The organism is Methylomonas montana (assembly GCF_030490285.1).
In the GTDB taxonomy this organism is placed as follows: Bacteria; Pseudomonadota; Gammaproteobacteria; order Methylococcales; family Methylomonadaceae; genus Methylomonas; species Methylomonas montana.
Genome location: NZ_CP129884.1, coordinates 4,021,179 through 4,041,278, shown reverse-complemented (window position 1 = coordinate 4,041,278; position 20,100 = coordinate 4,021,179). Strand labels below are relative to the sequence as shown.

17 protein-coding genes are annotated in these 20,100 nt (G+C 55.5%); 11 read left to right on the top strand and 6 right to left on the bottom strand.

The window, feature by feature from the left end:
• Positions 1-314 precede the first annotated feature (314 nt).
• The 4 genes from hemC to QZJ86_RS18685 are packed head-to-tail and all read left to right on the top strand — an operon-like array spanning position 315 to position 4,421.
• Complete coding sequence (gene hemC / locus QZJ86_RS18700) at positions 315-1,241, top strand: hydroxymethylbilane synthase (RefSeq protein ID WP_301672012.1); 927 nt, start codon at positions 315-317, stop codon at positions 1,239-1,241.
• A complete protein-coding gene (locus QZJ86_RS18695) occupies positions 1,238-2,020 on the top strand; it encodes a uroporphyrinogen-III synthase (RefSeq protein ID WP_301672011.1) in 783 nt (260 codons plus the stop codon). Before hemC ends, QZJ86_RS18695 begins: the two co-directional genes overlap by 4 nt.
• Positions 2,004-3,176, top strand: a complete 1,173-nt coding sequence (locus QZJ86_RS18690; RefSeq protein WP_301672010.1) for a uroporphyrinogen-III C-methyltransferase — start codon at positions 2,004-2,006, stop codon at positions 3,174-3,176. The genes QZJ86_RS18695 and QZJ86_RS18690 overlap by 17 nt, the downstream gene beginning before the upstream one ends.
• 12 nt (positions 3,177-3,188) lie before the next feature.
• Positions 3,189-4,421, top strand: coding sequence for a heme biosynthesis HemY N-terminal domain-containing protein (locus tag QZJ86_RS18685; protein ID WP_301672009.1), 1,233 nt, complete (start codon positions 3,189-3,191; stop codon positions 4,419-4,421).
• 166 nt (positions 4,422-4,587) lie between these two features.
• On the opposite strand, the gene QZJ86_RS18680 is transcribed toward QZJ86_RS18685, so the two are convergent.
• From QZJ86_RS18680 to QZJ86_RS18655, 6 genes are all read right to left on the bottom strand, one after another.
• A complete protein-coding gene (locus QZJ86_RS18680; protein ID WP_301672008.1) occupies positions 4,588-5,664 on the bottom strand; it encodes an HD domain-containing phosphohydrolase in 1,077 nt (358 codons plus the stop codon).
• Between the two features lie 303 nt (positions 5,665-5,967).
• The gene (locus tag QZJ86_RS18675) at positions 5,968-8,199 is read right to left on the bottom strand and encodes a PAS domain S-box protein (protein WP_301672007.1); all 2,232 of its coding nucleotides are present in this window, start codon (positions 8,197-8,199) and stop codon (positions 5,968-5,970) included.
• Between the two features lie 27 nt (positions 8,200-8,226).
• Positions 8,227-9,363: a PP2C family protein-serine/threonine phosphatase gene (locus tag QZJ86_RS18670; protein ID WP_301672006.1), complete on the bottom strand. Its 1,137-nt coding sequence runs from the start codon at positions 9,361-9,363 to the stop codon at positions 8,227-8,229.
• A gap of 38 nt (positions 9,364-9,401) precedes the next feature.
• Positions 9,402-10,865 (bottom strand): 4-hydroxy-3-polyprenylbenzoate decarboxylase, encoded by a 1,464-nt coding sequence (ubiD, locus tag QZJ86_RS18665; RefSeq protein WP_301672004.1) that lies wholly within the window; start codon positions 10,863-10,865, stop codon positions 9,402-9,404.
• Positions 10,866-11,086: 221 nt separating this feature from the next.
• Positions 11,087-11,515 (bottom strand): host attachment protein, encoded by a 429-nt coding sequence (locus QZJ86_RS18660; RefSeq protein ID WP_301672003.1) that lies wholly within the window; start codon positions 11,513-11,515, stop codon positions 11,087-11,089.
• A gap of 331 nt (positions 11,516-11,846) precedes the next feature.
• Positions 11,847-12,410: a sterol desaturase family protein gene (locus QZJ86_RS18655; RefSeq protein WP_301672002.1), complete on the bottom strand. Its 564-nt coding sequence runs from the start codon at positions 12,408-12,410 to the stop codon at positions 11,847-11,849.
• Positions 12,411-12,683: 273 nt separating this feature from the next.
• On the opposite strand from QZJ86_RS18655, the gene QZJ86_RS18650 reads away from it, so the two are divergent.
• From QZJ86_RS18650 to QZJ86_RS18620, 7 genes are all read left to right on the top strand, one after another.
• A complete protein-coding gene (locus QZJ86_RS18650; protein WP_301672001.1) occupies positions 12,684-13,271 on the top strand; it encodes a DUF4255 domain-containing protein in 588 nt (195 codons plus the stop codon).
• The gene (locus QZJ86_RS18645) at positions 13,268-14,044 is read left to right on the top strand and encodes a hypothetical protein (RefSeq protein WP_301672000.1); all 777 of its coding nucleotides are present in this window, start codon (positions 13,268-13,270) and stop codon (positions 14,042-14,044) included. Before QZJ86_RS18650 ends, QZJ86_RS18645 begins: the two co-directional genes overlap by 4 nt.
• 64 nt (positions 14,045-14,108) lie before the next feature.
• Positions 14,109-16,313 (top strand): phage tail sheath subtilisin-like domain-containing protein, encoded by a 2,205-nt coding sequence (locus QZJ86_RS18640; protein ID WP_301671999.1) that lies wholly within the window; start codon positions 14,109-14,111, stop codon positions 16,311-16,313.
• 32 nt (positions 16,314-16,345) lie between these two features.
• Positions 16,346-16,807: a phage tail protein gene (locus QZJ86_RS18635; RefSeq protein WP_301671998.1), complete on the top strand. Its 462-nt coding sequence runs from the start codon at positions 16,346-16,348 to the stop codon at positions 16,805-16,807.
• Positions 16,808-16,822: 15 nt separating this feature from the next.
• Complete coding sequence (locus QZJ86_RS18630; protein WP_301671997.1) at positions 16,823-18,325, top strand: hypothetical protein; 1,503 nt, start codon at positions 16,823-16,825, stop codon at positions 18,323-18,325.
• Positions 18,318-18,830 (top strand): phage tail protein, encoded by a 513-nt coding sequence (locus tag QZJ86_RS18625; RefSeq protein ID WP_301671996.1) that lies wholly within the window; start codon positions 18,318-18,320, stop codon positions 18,828-18,830. The genes QZJ86_RS18630 and QZJ86_RS18625 overlap by 8 nt, the downstream gene beginning before the upstream one ends.
• Positions 18,827-20,089, top strand: a complete 1,263-nt coding sequence (locus QZJ86_RS18620; protein WP_301671995.1) for a CIS tube protein — start codon at positions 18,827-18,829, stop codon at positions 20,087-20,089. Before QZJ86_RS18625 ends, QZJ86_RS18620 begins: the two co-directional genes overlap by 4 nt.
• Positions 20,090-20,100 lie beyond the last annotated feature (11 nt).

Genomic DNA, 20,100 nt, shown 5'->3' with positions numbered 1-20,100 from the left:
CAAATGCCCCTGTGGCTGCCTGGGCTTGGTTTTGCATGGCGGATTGCGTGGCTGGCATCGGGGAGTCGCCAGTCGGTTAACTCAAGAAAGCGGTCGAGCTGTTGAATGTCTTGGTTTGTCGGATGACGTGTGATTTGGGTTTAGCGCTATCGGGAATCGCTTAGTATTGAACTTGGAGAGCTTCGACAATAGCCAACACCTATTGGTCACAAACAACTTCTAACCCCTTTCCCGGTCGAATCGGATTACAATAGCGGCTATTTATTCTTAGTGAAGGGTGCGGGTTAGTTACTCGCCCATCGGCAGGAGCAATTTTGGCTGACAGAATTATTCGTATCGCAACCCGGCAAAGCCCGTTGGCCTTGTGGCAGGCCGAGCATGTCGCGGCGCGACTGCAACAGGCATTTCCCGGCTTAAAAACCGAACTGGTAAAAATGGTCACCCGCGGCGACAAAATTCTCGATGCGCCGCTGGCCAAGGTGGGCGGCAAGGGCTTGTTCGTCAAGGAACTTGAACAAGGCATGCTGGAAGGCACGGCCGACATCGCCGTGCATTCGATGAAAGATGTGCCGGTGGAGTTTCCGGAAGGTTTGCATCTGGCAGTGATTCTGGATAGAGAAGATCCGACCGACGCCTTTGTCTCCAATAAGTATCGCAGCCTGGCCGAATTACCGGCCGACGCTCGCATCGGCACTTCCAGTTTACGCCGCCAATGCCAAATCAAGGAAAAATTCCCGAATGCGGAAATTCTCAGCCTGCGCGGCAACGTCAATACCCGGTTGGCCAAACTGGACGCTGGCGAATACGACGCCATCATTTTGGCTTCGGCCGGCCTGAAGCGCTTAGGGCTAGCGGACCGCATCACGGCCCAGCTGGAACCGACGGAAAGCCTACCGGCGATGGGCCAAGGCGCCATCGGCATCGAATGCCGGGTCGACGACGCCGAGATTTACGGCTATTTAAAGGTGTTGCATGACGAAGACACCAGCATCCGGGTCGGTGCCGAGCGGGCGATGAATGCCCGGCTCAACGGTGGATGCCAGGTGCCGATTGCCGGCTTTGCCGAAATAAAGGGCGAGCGATTGTTCTTGCGCGGCCTGGTCGGCAGCCCAGACGGTTCTTTGTTGTACCGGGCGGAAGCGGAAAGCGGTCTGGCCGATTTCGAAGCATTAGGCCAAGCAGTGGCCGAGGATCTATTGGCGCAAGGCGCGGATAGGATTCTCCGCGAGCTGTATCAGTGACATTAAGTCTAAAGGGCGCACATATCCTGGTCACGCGCCCCGCCGCGCAGGCCGAGAATCTGTGCCGCTTGATCGAAGGGCAAGGCGGCGCGGCGATACGATTTCCCACTTTGGAAATCGTCGCCGCCGGTCCCGATCCGGCGTTATTGGCTCAGGCCGCTGCCGGCGATTGGCTGATTTTTACCAGTACCAACGCTGTGGATTTTGCTATCAAGGCGTTCGGTGGCAAAATGCCGGCCTTGCGTAAATTCAAAATCGCGGCTGTCGGGCAAGCAACTGCCAAGGCATTGCAACAGAGCGGATGGTCGGTCGATTGCGTGCCGGCGACCGAGTTTAACAGCGAAGGTTTACTGGCGGAACCGCTATTACAGGATGTCGCCGGTCAAACCTGTACGATCGTGCGTGGCGTTGGCGGCCGCGAAAAACTGGCGGAAAGTCTGCGTAGCCGAGGCGCCGAAGTGCGTTATTGGGAAGTGTATCGCCGCCTCCAGCCGGTAGTGAACAACGGCGAGTTACTTGGATATTTGGCGCGGCGGCAGCTCGATGCGGTGACGATTACCAGTATCGAAGCTTTGCAGAATTTATTGGCGATGCTGGATGGCGATTCGGTAGTCTTGTTGCGATCCATCCTTTTGGTGGCAATGAGCGAACGGATTGGCCAAGCGGCAGAAGATTTCGGATTTAAACAGATTGCAGTGAGCCGACAGCCCACGGATGCAGCGATTTTAGAGACCTTGACGACGTTATTGAACGGGGAAAACAGTGGCCGAAGTAATTGAAGAACAACAAGAAAATCCAGCTCCGGTAGTGGTGGTTAAAAAGTCTCACGCCGGCTTGTGGATCGGCATTCTCTCTATCGCGTTGGTGATAGCCTTGGCTGGCGCCGGTTTTTATTTTTTCCAGCAATTGCGCACCAGTCAGGACACCGAAAACAATCAGGACAATCTAAAACTGATCGAACTCGATAAGGAGCTGAACGGTTTGCGCGATCAGCTTGCCGGCGTGCAATCGCAAATCGCTAACGTCAACGCCGAAATGACCGGCAAGGACAATCACTTCAACCAGACGCTGGCCGATTTTTCCAAATTGCATGAGGAGCGTCTGGCTTCGACCCGCAAGGAATTGGATACCTCCATCCTGATGTTGCAGCGGCAATTGGGTAAAACCCGCGGCGATTGGTTGCTGGCGGATGCCGAGTATCTGCTGACGGTCGCGAACCAGCGCTTGCATTTGGTCGGCGACGTCAATACCACCCGCGAAGCCTTGGAAGCCGCCGACCAACGCTTGAGAGAGAGTGGCGACGCCGCTGTGTTTAAAGTCCGCGAACAAATCGCCAAGGAAATCGCCTTATTGAATAGCGCGACGGTGCCGGACATTGTCGGCATCTATGCCGGTATCCAGCATTTGCAGGACGCGGTGGAGGGCCTGTCGGTGTTTTTGCCGCATGCCGGTAAACAGCCGGAAAAGGCCGAACCCAGTAGCGATCTCTCCGAACACGGTCATGAAATTTTGGAAACAGTGGCCAAACAGTTGGAAGGTTATGTGGTGTTGCGGCACACCGAGCAGCCGGTTAATGCCATTATCACGCCCGAGGAAGCACACTTTATCAAGCAACAGCTGAAAGTCCGGTTGGAAATGATCGAAATTGCCTTGGTACAACAGAACGATACCTTGTTTACCAGCAGTATTGCCGACGCGAAACAATGGTTGAGAAAGAACTTTGCCGAAAATCAACAAACCGATCAATTCATTGCCGAACTCGACAAACTGAGCGGCGTGAAAATTCGTAGCCAGTATCCGGATGTCAGCGGCTCGCTGAAATTGTTGAAAGACATCAGCAAACTGCGTATCGAAACCGATAAAGCGGTTCTTAACAATTCGCCCGCGCCAGCCGAAGCCCAGACGGCATCGCCAGCAACGACCGGCCAGCAATAAGCGAGTGGCGTCATGAAAAATTTTATTTATTTTCTGGTCTCGCTGCTCAGTGCCGTTGCGGTGGCGTTTTTACTGCATAGCTGGTTGGCAGAACATAACGATCCCGGATATGTGTTGATCGGTTTCGGTCACTGGTCCTTGGAAACCTCGTTGACGGTGTTTGCCGTGGCGCTGGTGATCGGCTTCTTCGCTTTATACAGTTTCTTTCGTTTGCTGGGAGTATTGATCCGCATGCCCGCACAGTTCTCCAAGCGGCGGCGCAGCATCAAATTCAACCGTTCCCAGGAAGCCCTGATCGCCGGCCTGTTCGATGCAGCCGACGGCAATTGGGAGCGCGCGGAGAAAATACTGGTTAAGCACGCCGCCAATAGCGGCGCGCCGCTATTGCATTATTTGACTGCGGCGCGGGCCGCCCAATCGCGCGGAGCGCTGGACAAGCGCGACGAATATCTGCAAAAGGCGGTCGAGCAATCCTCCGATACCAATATCACGGTCGGTCTGACTCAGGCCGAATTGCATTTGTCGGAACAGCAATTCGAACAAGCCTTGGAAACCTTGGGCAAGTTGCACTCGATCAACCCAGGACACGCCAGGGTGTTGAAAATGATGCATCAGGCGTACCAGCATATGGGCGATTGGGAAGGCTTGAGCAAGCTGTTGCCTTCGCTGCAACAGCACAAAGTGTTGATGGAAGCCGAAGTGAAACTGCTGGAAACCGAGACGTTCAGCCGATTGCTAAAACAATCCGTCGAGCAGAACGACGAACAGGCCATTCGAGCGTGCTGGGAAGGCATTCCGGAGCACATCAAAATCATGCCGGGTATTGCCAATATCTATTTTGCGGCGATGATCGCGGTCGGTGCGGGGAGCGAAGTAGAGTCGGCCATCCTCAAGCAATTGGGCAGGCATTGGGACGATACGTCGCTGGTGTTGCTGTCCAATATCGAAACCGAAGACTCGGCCAAACAATTGCAATCGGTCGAGCAATGGCTGGCTGTGTATCCCGGCAATGCCGTGTTGTTGAGAGTCTTGGGCAGGTTGGCGCTGAAATCCGCGCAGATGGAAAAAGCCGAGCAGTATTTATTGAAAAGCCTGCATATCGAAGCATCGGTCGCCGCTTATCAGCTATTGGGCGAGGTGCAGTTCGCCAGAGGCGATAAAGATCAAGCCTGCGACAGCTTCAAGCGCGGTTTGATGCTGGCGTCCAGCGAAGTCACCGATAACATCGAGTCGATTTCCGCTTAAGTCTTGCCGATCCGGAAACGGTGGTTACTCAATGCTCAAAGCAAGCAGATCGGCCCGGAATCATGGTTACACACCAGGTGTTCGCGAATGAAGGCTAAGAGGTTTGGTAATCGGGTTGCACGAAATCGGGAGTCTGCGGAATCTGCCTGCATGCAGCCGATTTTATTTATTCCCAAGTATTAAAAATATCCGCATATTCCGCTTTTATCATCAGAATTTCCGGCAGATTTTTTTTAATCAGCTGTGTCAAGCGCGGATCGAAATGCTTGCCGGTTTCGCTATCGATTAAATCCAGCGTTTTTTCAATCGACCAGGCCTGTTTATAAGGGCGTTGCGACGTTAATGCGTCGAATACGTCCGCCAATGCACAGATTCTGCCGGCAATCGAGATTTCTTCGCCTTGTAAGCCGGTTGGGTAACCGCTGCCGTCCCATTTTTCATGATGATGCAGCGCAATCATTCTTGCGGTATCCATCAACTCTGTCGGCGAACCCGACAGGATATTGGCGCCCATTTCGACATGGGTTTGCATGATTTTCCATTCTTCCGCGTCGAGCTTGCCGGGTTTCAACAGGATGCGGTCCGGAATGCCGATTTTGCCGATGTCGTGCATGGGCGCGGCGTTAAGGATGATCTCCGCGTCCTGTTCCGATAAGCCGTAAGCTAGCGCCAACAGTTGCGCATATTTGCTCATCCGGATGATGTGATTGCCGGTTTCGTTGTCTCGGTATTCCGCCGCCAGGCCCAATCTGCGGATCACTTCCTGACGGGTTTGATAGAGTTCGGCGGTGCGGGTTTTGACTTGTTCTTCCAGGATACGGTTCTGGTCGCGGATCCGGTTATGCATCAGCCGCACTTCCAACAAATTATGGATACGGGTGGTGGCTTCGAGTTGGTCAAAGGGTTTGGTCAGAAAGTCCTTGGCGCCGAGATTCAGGGCTTTCAAACGGGTTTCCATGTCGGGTTGCGCGCTTAGGACCAGCACCGGCAGGTAATCGTCGATAAAACGTTGCTTCAGTTGGGCCATGATATCGAAGCCACTGAGGTAGGGCATGCGAATGTCGAGCAAAACCGCATCGAAGCGGGTGATATTGCATAAGGTCTCGACTTCGCGTGAGTCGCAAGTGGATTGGATGTTCTGGTAGCCATGGTGTTGTAGAATTTTTTCCAACAATTTGACATTGGCAGGTTCGTCATCGACGATCAGAATGTTTGCTTGCAGGATATTGTGTTGTAGGTCCACGTTATTTCTTCAATAAATCGGAGGCGGTCAGAGACATTAGGCCAACGCTTAATAGGCCGGCAGATTGGCATAATAAGTCGCTAAACATTCATAGCGCGCCTACCCGTGTCTCATATCGGGCAGAAACTGGCAAAGCAGTTCTGTTATATCAATGATCCGAACGTACATCAGGTGTTGTCCGGCATTGTCTAAGCTAAAAATAGCTGAATATTCCGCAGTTTGGTCAATTAGCTGTAAAAACTATGTGTGATAGGCTACACCTTATGCTTAATTGGGTGGGCGAGTTTCAAGTCGGTCTAGCGGCTAGGCTTTGGGAAACTCCAGCCAGAAACACGAGCCTTGCCCGTGAGTCGAGTGAACGCCAATTTTGCCATGCATGCGATCAACCAGCTTTTTTGTGATACTCAAGCCAATACCGGTGCCTTCGATAGCACCTCGTTCCGCACCGAGCCTGGAAAACGGCTGGAATAGTTCCGAAATTTTGTTGGCGGCAATGCCAAGTCCGGTATCGCTAATATTGATACGGATGCAGTAGGGCTTGATTTCGGCGCTAATATCGACCCGACCGGTGGGACGGTTGTATTTGATGGCATTGGATAGCAGATTGACGATGATTTGCTTGAGGCGCAGATAGTCGGCGCTGATCAGCAATTGCTTGTCGGTGATCGTATTATGCAACCCTACCTGATATTTGTTGGATTGACCGATAAACATCGGCAGCACTTCGGCGACCACGTCGGCGATTGCGACAGGTTTAATCGTTAGATGTAAATGGCCGGCCTCGATTTTGGATAGATCGAGAATATCGTTGATCAGGTTCAGCAGGTGATTGCCGGCCCGGCCGATTTGCTGTACCGAATCGAGCTGGTCGGCAGGCAGCGGTTGATCGATGTCGGTTTCCAATAATTGGGAAAAACCGATAATCGCATTCAGCGGTGTACGTAGCTCGTGGCTCATATTGGACAGAAATTGCGATTTCGCCTTGTTGGCCTGTTCGGCCGTTTGTTTGGCTTGCAGTAATTCCAGTTCTGCCTGCTTGCGAGCGGTCGTGACGACGCAAATACCTTGATATTCGATTAAAAGGCCGTCGTTGTCGAAAATCGGCCGGATCTGCCATTGCAACCATTCGGTGACGTTATTGGCAGGCAGCGGATGTTCGTATTCGCCGATATTCTCGTTTGCGGTCAAACAGTCGTGGCATGCTCTGAAGCTGTCGCGTTCGGAATCCGGCAAGGTATCTAGTACCGATTGGCCCAGCAATTCCTCCGCGGTCAGCTGGAATAGCTCGCAATAGGCGCTATTGACGAAGCTCAGATTGAAGTTGGGGGTGTAGCGGCAGATCGGATTGGATTGATCGACGATGGCACGATACAGGCGTTCGCTTTGCAGCAGTTTTTGTTCAACCTGGCGAATGTCGGCTAAATTCTCGATAAAAGCCACGAATTCGTGATGATTTTGCGACTTGATCTCGCGCACGGTCAGATAGAGTGGAAACAAGCTGCCGTCTTTTCTTTGGCCGGTGACTTCCCGGCCGATACCGATAATTTTGTGGACGCCGGTCGTTAAGTACTTTTGCAGATAGTCGTCGTGATGTTCCCTGTCGGGCGACGGCATCAGCATGTTGACATTGTGGCCGCGTATTTCCGAGTACTGATAACCGAATATATGTTCGGCTTCGCGATTAAATAGGTGAACGATGCCTTGCGGGCTGATGCTAACGATGCCGGTGCGGTTGCTGTCGAGAATGGCGTCGACTAACAATTTCTGATCCAGCAGCTCCGAGGCTTGCCTGGCAATTTCGACCCGATCGCCTTGAGCGATCTTGTTCAGCTGATTCAACTCGGCATTGCGTTGCTCCAAGGTAGCTATCAAATCCGCGTGTTGACGGTTGATAGATAGAATTTCATCGAACTGCTTGCTGATGACTTTGATCGAGCGGTAAAAAATGAAAATCAGTTGGGTAAACAGCAGCAAGGCAGCGATGCCCAGTGTGACCCAGGCATAAAGCTGTTGCTTGTGATGGGTTTGCGCCAGCGCTTGTTCGAATGCGGCGACCAGTTGATCGTTGAGGCTGGCAAATTGTTCGGCGGCGGCCAGATAGCGGTTGACGGACTGTTGGAAATGGTCGAATTCGATGTTGGCGCTTAGGCTTTCATCAGTCTCGATTTTCATGTGATCCAGCAGGACTTGCTGCCGGTCGAGCAGATCGGCGGGTATCGGTCTGCTAGTTTGCGTGGCATGTTGGCGAATCAGAGCTTCCAGGTCTTGCCGTATGCCTTGGCTTAGCGTTTGCCTGGTTGGCGTTGCGTCGGCGTGCAATAACAGCACCAAATTCTTGCCGATCCGCTCGCTGAGCATGCGTTGCCTTTCGGCAGTATTGATGATTTGTGTTTCGCCGGTAGCGCTTTGCAAGCTGCGGCTAAAGAATAGTTGATAAGCAACCATCAAAGTGCCGATCAGTAACAGGCAGGTCAAATAGATCCTTAGTAGTTCATGGCTGGGATTGACGGTGGTAAGAGCGGGTGATTTGCGCATCGATTTGAATGATTGGCGATACGGCACTTAAGGGCAGAGGATCGCCATGCAGGAAATATCGTCTTGCGCATCGCGATCGGCCATATGCGCTCGCAAGGCTTGCTGTATCGCGGCGACGCGATGGCCGGGCTTGGCTTGGGCAAGCGTACGCAGTAAATTGTCTTGACCAAACAACTCGTGATCCGGGTTTTGGGCGTCCGGCAGGCCGTCGGAATACATGAAAATCTCGCATTCGTGTTGCCAATGCCAGGTTTCGCAGCGGTCGTCGAATGTGGTGTCGTCGAGAACGCCGGCGAAAGTGTGGGAAGAGTGAAAGGCGTGGAGCGGCTCGCCGTCGCCGTTCAACGCTAAAACCTCTGGCAGGCCGCCGTTCCATAATTCGATGGATTTTCTGGCGCTGTCTATCATCCCTAGCACTAGTGCCACAAACCGGTCCGGCGGCATTTGATTGAACAGCAGTCGGTTGATTTCGCGCACGATCAGCGGGATGCTCAAGCCTTTTTGGGTCATGGCTTGAAACGCCTGGTTGACGATGACGGTCGGGATCGCGGCTGCCAAGCCGTGGCCGGTGGCATCGGCCAGCATGAAATAAATTTGCCGGCTGTTGATGCGCTGGGCACAAATCAGGTCGCCGCTAAAGCGTTGCGCCGGCTGTAACCAGAATTGCAGATGCTCGTCTTTCACATCGTTTTGCTTGATCAGGCGTTCGAAAATGCTTTGCAAAAACAGCTGTTCGGTTTCGTTTTGGTCGCGATAGATTTGCAGCTGCTGGCTATCGGCAATAATGCACCGTTGCATGTCCAGGGAGCGCTGTACTGAACTGAGTTTGGCGTTGAGAATCGCTTGATTGAAGGGCTTGGGCAAATAGTCGTCGGCGCCGGCTTGCAGGCCATCGACCACGTCCTGCACTTCGGCGAGCGCGCTGATCACAAAAATCGGCACCCATTTTTCGGTCGCCAGTAGCCGGATCTGTTTGATGGCTTGCAGCCCGTCCATTTCCGGCATCATGATGTCCATCAGAATCAGGTCCGGATCGGTGCTACCGAATAGTTCGACGGCCTGCTGGCCGTTTTCGGCCAAAATGACCTGGTGCCGCATTCTGGTCAACAATTTGTCGAGCAGGATTCTGTTTTCCGGTACGTCATCGGCGACCAATATTTTCATTAGGCTGGGGTTTTAATCGGTAATAATCGAAGTCTACCTCAACTAAATAACGAATCCCACATAGCATCGACTTTCTTGACCACGTCCTCGCGCATCACGATAGGGCGGCCCCATTCCCGGTTGGTTTCGCCCGGCCATTTGTTGGTGGCGTCGAAGCCAACCTTGGAACCCAGACCCGAGACCGGCGAAGCAAAATCCAGATAATCGATGGGCGTATTTTCCAATATCGTCAAGTCGCGGGCCGGGTCCATGCGAGTGGTGATTGCCCAGATCACGTCCTGCCAGTTGCGTACATCGACGTCGTCGTCGACCACGATGACGAATTTGGTATACATGAATTGCCGCAAATACGACCAGGTGCCGAGCATCACCCGCTTGGCGTGGCCGGCGTACTGTTTCTTCATGCTGATTACCGCCATCCGGTACGAGCAGCCTTCCGGCGGCAAGTAAAAATCGACGATCTCCGGGAATTGTTTTTGCAATATCGGCACGAATACCTCGTTCAGTGCCACGCCGAGGATGGCAGGCTCATCGGGCGGCCGGCCGGTGTAAGTGCTGTGGTAAATCGGCACCTGGCGTTGGGTGATGCGTTCGATAGTGAAGACCGGAAACTCGTCGACCTCGTTGTAATAACCGGTATGGTCGCCGTAGGGGCCTTCCGGCGCGGTTTCGCCCGGATAAATAAAGCCTTCCAGCACGATTTCGGCACTGGCAGGCACTTGTAGATCGTTGCTCAGGCATTTGGCGACTTCGGTCTTGCTGCCGCGCAGCAGGCCGGCGAAAGCATATTCGGACAAGGAATCAGGCACCGGCGTCACGGCTGCCAGTATCGTGGCCGGGTCGGCGCCTAGCGCCACCGCGACCGGAAACGGCTTGCCGGGATGCGCTGCTTGCCATTCCTTGAAATCCAGCGCGCCGCCGCGATGCGCCAGCCAGCGCATGATCACCTTGTTTTTGCCTATCACCTGTTGGCGATAAATGCCCAGATTCTGCCGATCTTTATTCGGTCCTTTGGTAATTACCAGCGGCCAGGTGATCAGCGGTGCGGCGTCTTCCGGCCAGCAGGTCTGAATCGGATAATCGGCCAGATCGATCTCGTCGCCGATCCGAATCACTTCCTGGCAAGGCGGCGAGCTGACCAGTTTCGGCGCCATGTTCAATACCTGTTTGAACACCGGCAGCTTTTCCAGCGCGTCCTTCATGCCTTTCGGCGGCTCGGGTTCCTTTAAATAAGCCAGCAGTTCGCCGATGCCGCGTAATTCGGAAACGTCCTTGGCGCCCATGCCCATCGCCACCCGTTTCGGAGTGCCGAACAGATTGGCCAGTACGGCAATATTGGAACCTTTGACGTTCTCGAACAATAGCGCAGGGCCACCCTGTTTCAGCACCCGGTCGCAGATCACCGTCATCTCCAGTACCGGATCGACTTCCTGTTTGATACGCTTCAATTCGCCCTGTTTTTCCAGTTGGGCGATAAAATCTCTTAAGTCTCTGTATTTCATACGCTGGTGGTCGTTATTAATGATGGTGTCGAGCGTGTTTCCGCTCGATGGATGCGATTAATTGCCGGCAATGATACGCCGAGATAACGCCAGCAAGAAATCGAAGCGGACTGGAGAAGGTCTGGATTCGATCCGGGTCGGTCCGGATGGTTGTGCAAACGTAAGACAGGGATGGCGTAAGCGCGGAGGACGTCGCGATTACGCCGAATGCAAAGGCTAATTTATAAGATATGCTCGCGAATGACGGTCTCGTCTTCGGTCACTAAGTTTTTATCCAGAGAGTCGTTGACCAGGTCTTGCAAATGGGTGTTAAGCGCTTGCCGCAAGGCGCCTAAAAACGCCGGCGGCGCGACCAGGATCAATTTGTTGAAATCGTGGTTGACCCGGCCTTGTTCCAGCTTTTCGGCGATCCGCCGGGCGAAAACATCGGCTTCATGATGTTTCAAGTCGGTCGGTGCCTCGAAGGTATGGTCGCCCTCGCCGTGACCGCCGGCAATGCCGCCCTGACGATCCGATAGCTCTTCCCGTTCCTGCATCCTGCCCTCGGCGTACACCATGCCGTCAAACTCGTGCAGTGGTTCAAGTCGGCTCACCAGCGAGAAAAAACGTGCTCTGCTGCTGTCCGCTACTACAACCCAAATTCTTGACATAAAGCCTCCTGAGTAAGGAAAGACTGCGTTGATCAACGCATTCAATTGATGTGAAAACCGGATTCCGAGCACGGGCATTGTATGTCTTCACTGCTGGCTTGTCTAAGAAGCAGTTGAAAAGCTGCTGCGCTTGCCCATGACTGCGTTGAAAAATCGCTCAAAATCCTCATGTACTCTCCGTTTTTTCGCCTTGCCATGAACAAACTCGCGACGTTTTTAAACAGCTTCTAAGGCTTGCTTCCACAATGGGTGATCAGTGGAATGCCGGAGCGCTTGCTAACGGGAGTCCTCAAATGACAGGCGAAGCTATATCGGCTTGTGTTCGCGCGTTTCAAGTCCGGCTTTGTGAGGAGTGCGTGCGGAACAGATAGTCAAACCAAGGCCAGGTGACGCACCAGTTGCCGGAGTCGGGAACGGTATGGTGTTCGAAATGCCAGTGCAAATGTTGGCGGGCCCAGTCCGGATCGAGATGGGCTTTTCGATGCCGGCCATAATAGAGCAGCAACGAGCCATACAGGCCCAGCGCAAAAGCCGGCCAATACCAAAGCAAGGGCAGATGCAGCAGTGCGATGGCTGCCAATACCGCTAATTCCTTGGTCTGCGCGTTCCAGGTCGATAAATCCAGTCTTCGGTAGCCAGGATCGAGCATGGCGTTATTGGCGCATATCGCATGGTGTTCATACCAATGATAAGCCCAGATGCTGCCGGGCTTTTTACCCAAGCCGTGCAAGATGAATTTGTGCATCAGCCATTCGCCGAGATTGGCGTACAACAAGGCTAGCGCAATTTGCAGGGTGGCGGAGAGCATGATTTGTCGGCGGTTTTGTTGGGCAAGGGAATGGTTATCTTCGCTCACTTTGCCGGGGTCGGGATAATTATTTTCATCTGCTGTCAAGCGGCGGATGTTTGCTCGAACTTCGCTCGCCAGAACTGGATAGGGAGCGGTTTTGCTATTTTTTAATCCAATTTTAATTAATGTCGGCCCGATAAATTTCCGAAACTCTGCTAAAACTTAAAGTCATTATTCGAATGAGGCACGGAATTTAGCCGGTTTGTTTGCTGTGCATCGCGTTTTTCGTTTTTGGTAGTTCGATAACTTCACAAAATCGACTTGCGTACAGTAGACAGGTGTACTAGGCTATGATACCGCTCAACTGGGGGAGGGGAGATGGCTTCATACCGAGGAGTTACCGGCGCACTGCTGGCGTTGGAAGCATTCTTGACTAGCAGGCTGCCCGCCGAGTTGAGCAGCGAGCCCACCAATGCTCAGGCTAAACTGCTGGGTAGCGCCGACATCGCCAATATCCTCGCCGGCAATCTGCTGGGCATTTACTTGCACCGTATCACCATCGATCCGCACGGTCGGCAGCGTTCCTTCGCGCAGCGCGGCAGCGACCAAAACGCTCCACAAGCCGAATTACCGGTCAATTTACATTTTCTATTAATCGCTAACGCTTCCAGCGCCACGATCGAAGCCGACTTACTGAGTTGGGCGATGGTCGAGCTGGCCAACGAATGTCAGTTGGATGTGTCGCATATTCAAGACATCGACGACGAATGGGGCCAGGCAGAAGTGCTGAATATCACCCCGGACGAGATGACGACAGAGGATTTAATGCGCATCTGGGACGTGTTCAAATCGCCTTACACCAGCACCGTGCCCTATGTGGCGCGCACCGTCCGGCTGCGGCTGCGGCGGCCGCGCAGCGAAGGGCCGCCGGTTTCGACGCGGGTATTTCCGGGGGGTACGCAGTGAAAGCGATCAAGGTGCTGGAAACCAATATTCTCTATGCCAGCGACGTAATCTACTGGCTGGACGGTAGCAGCGCGGCGCAGGAAGCCGACATGCAGCGGCTCAACACCGCCGTTACCATGCAACTGGATAACCGCCCCGCCGATTTACAGTGTCTACAAACGCCAGGCAAAACCGCGTTGTGGCGGCGTTCGGCCGGCAAGACCGTTTCTGGGCAGGTCAACGATGTTGACAAACAGCGCCCGGTCGAAGCGGTTTATGCCATTGCCGGAGTGGTCGCCGACAATCAGCGCCGCTATAACCCGCGGCGCTTCGAGATTCAAGCAGGCAATGCCGTTGGTCACGCCCTGGTGCTATATCCGACGCCGTTCGGTACCCGGCTGGGACGCAGCGGTGGCTTACGCGGCACCTTACGCTTCGACGGCGGCAACCTGCCGGCGGTATGGGCCTTGCTAACGCTGACCGTCAGCCTGGGTGCCGGCGGCAATTTGGTCTGCCGCGGCCAAGCCGACGCTAACGGCGACTTCATGCTGGCGATGCATCGCTTGCCGCCGTTGCCGGAAGGCGTCGATCAATACTCGGCGACGCTGACTGTCGCGGCCTTGACGCCGGCCAGCGCCGATCTACCGCTTGATCCGGCCGATTTACAGCCAATGGAATTGGGTGCAAGCAATGCCAATAGTTTTAGTCCTGCGCTGGCGCTGAGCGTGGTGCCGGGTGAATTGAGTTTAATCCGGTCCTTTAATCGGGATCATCTTGCCGTTCAACCCAATTGAGTAATCCATGATGGTTGAGTTCGTCTTTTAAACGCTGGTCCACTTAAAAAATAAGGAGGGGAGCATGCCTGAATATCTTGCACCGGGTGTGTTTGTAGAAGAAGTCAGTTTTCGTGCCAAATCGATCGAAGGCGTGGGGACCAGCGTTACCGCTGTGGTGGGGCCTACCCGCTTCGGACCGTTGCGCGGCAACCCCGAGGTAGTGACTAGCTTCGGCGAATTCGCTCGCATCTACGGCGACATTCAAGATCTGACCTTGCACGATCCTGTTTCGGACACGGATAGGGTCGTATTCAACCATACTGCAATTGCCGCCAAGGCCTTTTTCGACGGCGGCGGCAAACAGCTATATGTGTCGCGGGTCGGCAATTTTCCGCAAGACGCACCCGGCGTTTCGACCCGTGCGGTCGCCGACGTACTGACCTTCAGTAGCCGCTTTCCGGGGGCGATGGGCGATTTCACATTGGAGCTGCTATGGCGCGATAGCGAGAATTTATTGCGCTTTGAGCCGGTCGCCGCACCCGCCGAAGGCGATATCCTGTTCCTGAATGCCACCGGCCTAACCAACGCAGTGCGCGCGCCCGGCATTGCCGCGCAGTTTCCGGATGCCCGGTTTCCATTGAACCTGCAGGCGGTAGTGCGCCGTGAAGGCAATCAATACGTCATCGTCGATAATCGTTGCACGCTGGACCCCGACGACGGCGCCGCGGCGACCGGTACCGATTTACGCCCCAGCGGCCCGGTCGGCAGCGAAGGCGTGTTGCTGGCGGCCGGTCTGGTCAATGGTGGCGGCGCATCGGTCACATTCACCCGCGTGGCGGTCAAAAAACCGACCAGCGGCACATTGGCGGATGGCGGCACGGCGGTATTGAGCTTCAATGAGGCCGCCGAGGCGGACGATACCGATATATCGGCCTTTACCGGCGCGGCGCATTGGGGCACCTTGAAAACTCTGATCGGCAGCCTGGATGCGGACGCCAGTGAACTGGTAGTCGCGTCCGGTGGCTTCAACCCTTTGATTGCCGGAAACTTGACCGTGCCATTGGCGGCGTTAGCACTGGTGTCGACCAGCGTGCGCGGTTTAGTGTTGCGTAACTTCGATATCTCAGTGCATTCCGGCGGCGGGGACGGGCCGGTGGTCTACAGCTACGGCAATCTGTCCACCGCTCCAGACGCCGCCAACAGCCTCGGCGCGGTGTTAGCCGTCACGCCCGATAAACGTTACGATCAACTGGCCAGTCCGATCAGTTGCGTACTCGATCCCGATGCCACCGGCACACAAATCCTGGCGGCGCTACGCAGCTTGTCCGAGCCGACCGCCCTGGTGCCCGGCCCGTTCTCGGTGCAGGGAGCGCGTTATTTGATCAACCTGACCGGCGGCAACGACGGCAACGTACCGGCCGCCACCCATTACGGCGGTGTAGTCGATGAAGTCAATGGCAGCAGCGGCTTCGCGGCCTTGGAAAATATCGAGGATATTTCCATCGTGATGACGCCGGCCGCGGCGGCCGATGCGGCCAATCATCAGGCCATCGTCGCCGAGGTGCAGAAACATTGCCTAAGGATGCGCTATCGGGTCGGCATCGTCGATAGCCGCGACGGCATGACTTTGTCGGAAGTGCGCGAATTCCGTTCCAACTTCGACGATTCCCGTTTGGCTTTGTATTACCCCTGGGTAGTCATCGCCGATCCGCGCGGCGTGCTCAGCACCATCAATGTGCCGCCGGCCGGTTTCGTGGCCGGTGTCTATGCCAATACCGACGTGCAGCGCGGCGTGCATAAGCCGCCGGCCAACGAGCCGGTGATCGGTGCCTTGCGCTTTGCCCAAGAAATCAATCGTTTCCAGCAAGAATTGTTGAATCCCAACGGTATTAACTGTCTGCGTTCGTTTCCGGGCCGTGGCCATCGCGTCTGGGGCGGCCGTACCTTGTCCAGCGATCCGGAATGGAAATACGTCAACGTCCGCCGTTACTTTTTGTACTTGGAGCGCTCCATCGACAAGTCCACGCAATGGGTGGTGTTCGAACCCAATGGCGAGCGTTTGTGGGACAACGTCCGGCAGACCGTGGAAAGCTTTTTGTACAACGAATGGGTCAACGGCCGGCTGTTGGGTAGCGCCAAAACCGCCTATTTTGTGCGTTGCGACCGCAGCACGATGACCCAGAACGACCTGGATAACGGTCGGCTGGTTTGCGAAATCGGCGTGGCGGCCTTGAAGCCGGCCGAATTCGTGATTTTCCGTATCGGCCAGAAAACCGCCGACGCCTAATCGGTTGACCACATTTTGAAGAGGAACTAACCATGGCTCAATATCGAGAAACGCCCTACGGCGTGTTCAATTATCTGGTCAATCTGGGCGACGGCAGCGAAGGCGAAGTCCAGGGCGGATTCTCCGAAGTGTCCGGGTTGAACGCCGAAGTGACGGTAGCGGAATACCGCAACGGCAATGAAGCGGTCAATTACGTGCGCAAGATACCGGCCATCAACAAGGCCGGCGACGTGACGCTGAAACGCGGGGTGATCGGCGCCGACAATATCTATAGCTGGCTGGATCAAATTCGTGGCGGCGACGTCACCGCCAAGCGCGATGTGGTGATCAAGCTAAAGAATGAAGATCCGACCAGTGCCAGCGCGGTGGTCACCTGGAAACTGGTCAAGGCCATGCCGATCAAATGGACCGGCCCAACCTTGACTGCCAAAGGCGGCAGCGATGTGGCGATGGAAGAGCTGGTGCTCTCTGTCGAAACCATCATCCAAAGCTGACCGGAGCGATAGCGAATGGAATGGTTCGCGGGAGCGCGCATCGCCTTGACGCCACGGCCGGTCGAACGCCGGATCGCGGCGCTGGAGGCAGCCATGCTCGGCCATTGTCCGGGCCGGGTCAGGCTCGAACGCCTGCTGCAATTGCCGGCGGCGCTGGCGGACATGCGTGCGGTCGGTTACGGCCTGGCCGTGGATGCCTTGTTGCGCCCCGGTGCTGTCAGCGAACTTTACCATCTGCCTATACCCTTGCAATCCAGCGCCGAGTTTCACGACATTTTCCCGGATGCGCTGGACGCGAATACCGAATACGTCAGCCTGCTGGCCGGCAAACAAGCTTGGCTGGGCTTGGCGGTCGACGATTTTTTTGCCAACGGCGGCGAAAAGCTCTGGGTGGTGCGGATACCGGAAGCCAGCGGGCAGGCTGGGTTTTTGCCCGCCGCCAATACCGAATTGCATGACATCGACAGCTTGCAAGGCTTGGCGACGGTATTAGTCATTCCAGCACTGGGCTTGGTTAGCTTTCCGGATTTGGAGCGTCTGCAAGTGCCGCCGCGTTTGCCGGATATTCCCAGGGTGCGTCTGGAAAACAACGATCCGCAATTTTTGCCCTGCACCCAAAACAGCGACGACGATCACCGCGAACGCCGCTACGGCAGCGAACTGAACGACATGCCGGCTCCCTGGGCGTTAGCGGATGTGTTGCGCGGGATTCTGCGGTTTGTGGTCAGCCATCGGCCGGATGTGCAATGCCTGTTCACCTTGCCGCTGGCTTATTCCGGCGAACTGGACAGCCCCGTGCTTGATCCGGCCGCCTTAACCGCGCTGGCCGGCTATCAAGACAATCCCGAGCATGCTCAAGTCTTACGCCATGTGCAGTTTTTGTTTCCGTATCTGCGTGGCCCGCGTTTTAGCTTGTTGACGCCGGCCGGTTTGATCGCCGGCCAGCAAGCGGCGGTGGCGCGGCGCTATGGGCCTTGGCGGTCGATGGCGGCTCGGCCGCTGAACAGCGACGCCTTGCCCTATCCGCGGCTGTCTATTGCTCAAACCCTGGCTTTACGCGACGAACCGGGTATCAGCGTGATCAGATACCGCAAGTCATTCAGCGGTCGGGGCCAGTTATTGCTGGACGACGAGCGCTTGGTGGTGCCGGCATTGCCAGCCGCCGATTATCCGTTCGATAAACAGCGTTACGACGGTTTTCGCTCGGCGGAGGCGATGCGCTTTCTGGGTTTTCTGCGCCGGCAATTGCAGATGCTGGGCGAGCAATTGATCTTCAATCTGGATTACCGCGATCCACGGCCACGCTTGCTGCTGGAACAGTTTTTCCGGCGTTTATACAGCCAGGGTGCCTTGCGCGGCGCCTCGGCCGAACAAGCGTTTTCGATCAGCGAAACCACGCCGCAAGAGGGCGCGCTGGTCTACGAAATCATGGTGGCGCCGGCTTTCCCTATCGACCGGCTGTTTCTGACCTTTACTAATCTGAACGGCGAATGGCGTGCGGAGGTGGTCGATGGCTGAAGTCAGCGAATTCGTCGCCTTCCGTTTCAAGGTTAATCTCTATAACAGCGACCAAAGCAGCCTGCTATGCAGCGGCTATTTCAGCGAAGTGACCGGTTTCGAAGCGACGATGGAACCGAAAGTGATAGGCGAAGGCGGCCACAACTGGGGCGAGCATCACCGCTGCGGGCCGACCAAGTTCGCGCCGATTATTCTGAAACGCGGCGTCACTGACATCAACGATTTGTGGTCCTGGTTCGACATTACCACCAGGCAGGCTAACTACGGCTACCGTTTGAGCGGCGAGATCATCGTGTTCGGCAATCCTAGCGTCAGCGGCGCTAATGTCACCGACAAGGCGGTGATGATCTGGAAACTCAGCGGGGTGTTGCCGACCAAATTTAAAGGGCCGGACTTGTCGGCTACCGCCAGTCAGGTAGCGATCGAGGAATTGCACTTGGTGCATCAAGGCCTGGAATTGCAAAGGCCGGCAGCCGATAGCACGCAAGGCAGGGGAGCGGCATGATCGCCATCGAACGCGGCAAACTGATCCCGGTCAACGGCGACAACGACAGCCCGGACCTGGAAAACGCGATAGATGTGCAGTTCAATCCGGTCACTCTGAAAGTCAGCCTGTCCAATACCTTGAAGGAAAATGCCCGCAACGGCAACAGCCGCGCGGCGCAGTTTGTCGATAAAAGCTCGTCCAACCTGACCATCGAGCTGATTTTCGACACCACTTATATCGAACAACCGAGTAATAATCAGGGCGGTGGCGACCAAACCGCCAGCAGCGCCGGTAGCAACAGCAGCTCCAAGAAAGCCATCGAGCAAGGTTCGGACGTGCGCTTGCAAACCAAGAAAATTGCCGACACCTTCATCAAACCGGTGGCTGAGGGCGACAAATTGAAAGCGCCGAAGCGCTGTCTGTTTCAATGGGGTGCGTTCGAATTTTTGGGTCTGGTGCAAAGTTTCGACGAAACCCTGGATTTCTTCTCGCCGGAGGGCCGGCCGTTGCGTGCCGTCGTATCGTTAAAACTCAGCGAGGACCGCTACCAGTTCCGTAACCGTGACGTCGCACAAGCTGCTCGCAACACGCCCAGTCTCAGTTCCACCGGCGCCAATCCGCAAGGCGGCGATCAGAATGCCGGCCCGGTGCCGGGCGGCAGCGGCGACGGTGCCGGCAACTGGCGGGATACCTCAATGTTTAATGGCATAGAGACGCCGCGCATGCCGTCGCTGGCGGTGGTGGCAGTGCCAAGTTTCAGCATGAGTGCATCGTTGGGAATTAGCGGCGGAGTGGGCTTTGGCCTTGGTGCAGGCGTCAATATTAGTGGCGGTTTCGGTGTCAGCGTTTCGACCAGTTTGTCGGCAACAGTCAGTTCCGGAGGCTCTGCTAGTGGCTCTGCTAGTGGCTCGGCAAGTAGCGGGGTAGGCGTCAAACCGGGGCAACAGCCGCCGCCATCGTTCAGCCCAGCCTTTAAATTCGGCAACTCCGCTAGCCTGGGCACCGGCATCGAAGGCGCTTTTAGTCCGACCGGTAAAACCGCCAGTTTGAATGCGGCCAGCTTGCAGACCGGTAGCGTGCCGCTAAGGGCCGGCGCCGCGCAGACCGGCATTGGAGGGCAAGTCAGTCAATCCGGGGCTGCTGTGGCTGGCGGGCGGTCGTTATCGACTGCGGCGGCCAAGCAGGCTGGCCTGGAAACAGCGGGACGTAAAAGCAGCGGCGTATCGGTCGCCGGTTTATTAAAAGCTGCCGCCGACACTGGTGTCGGATTCGATTGAGGAGCGCTTGC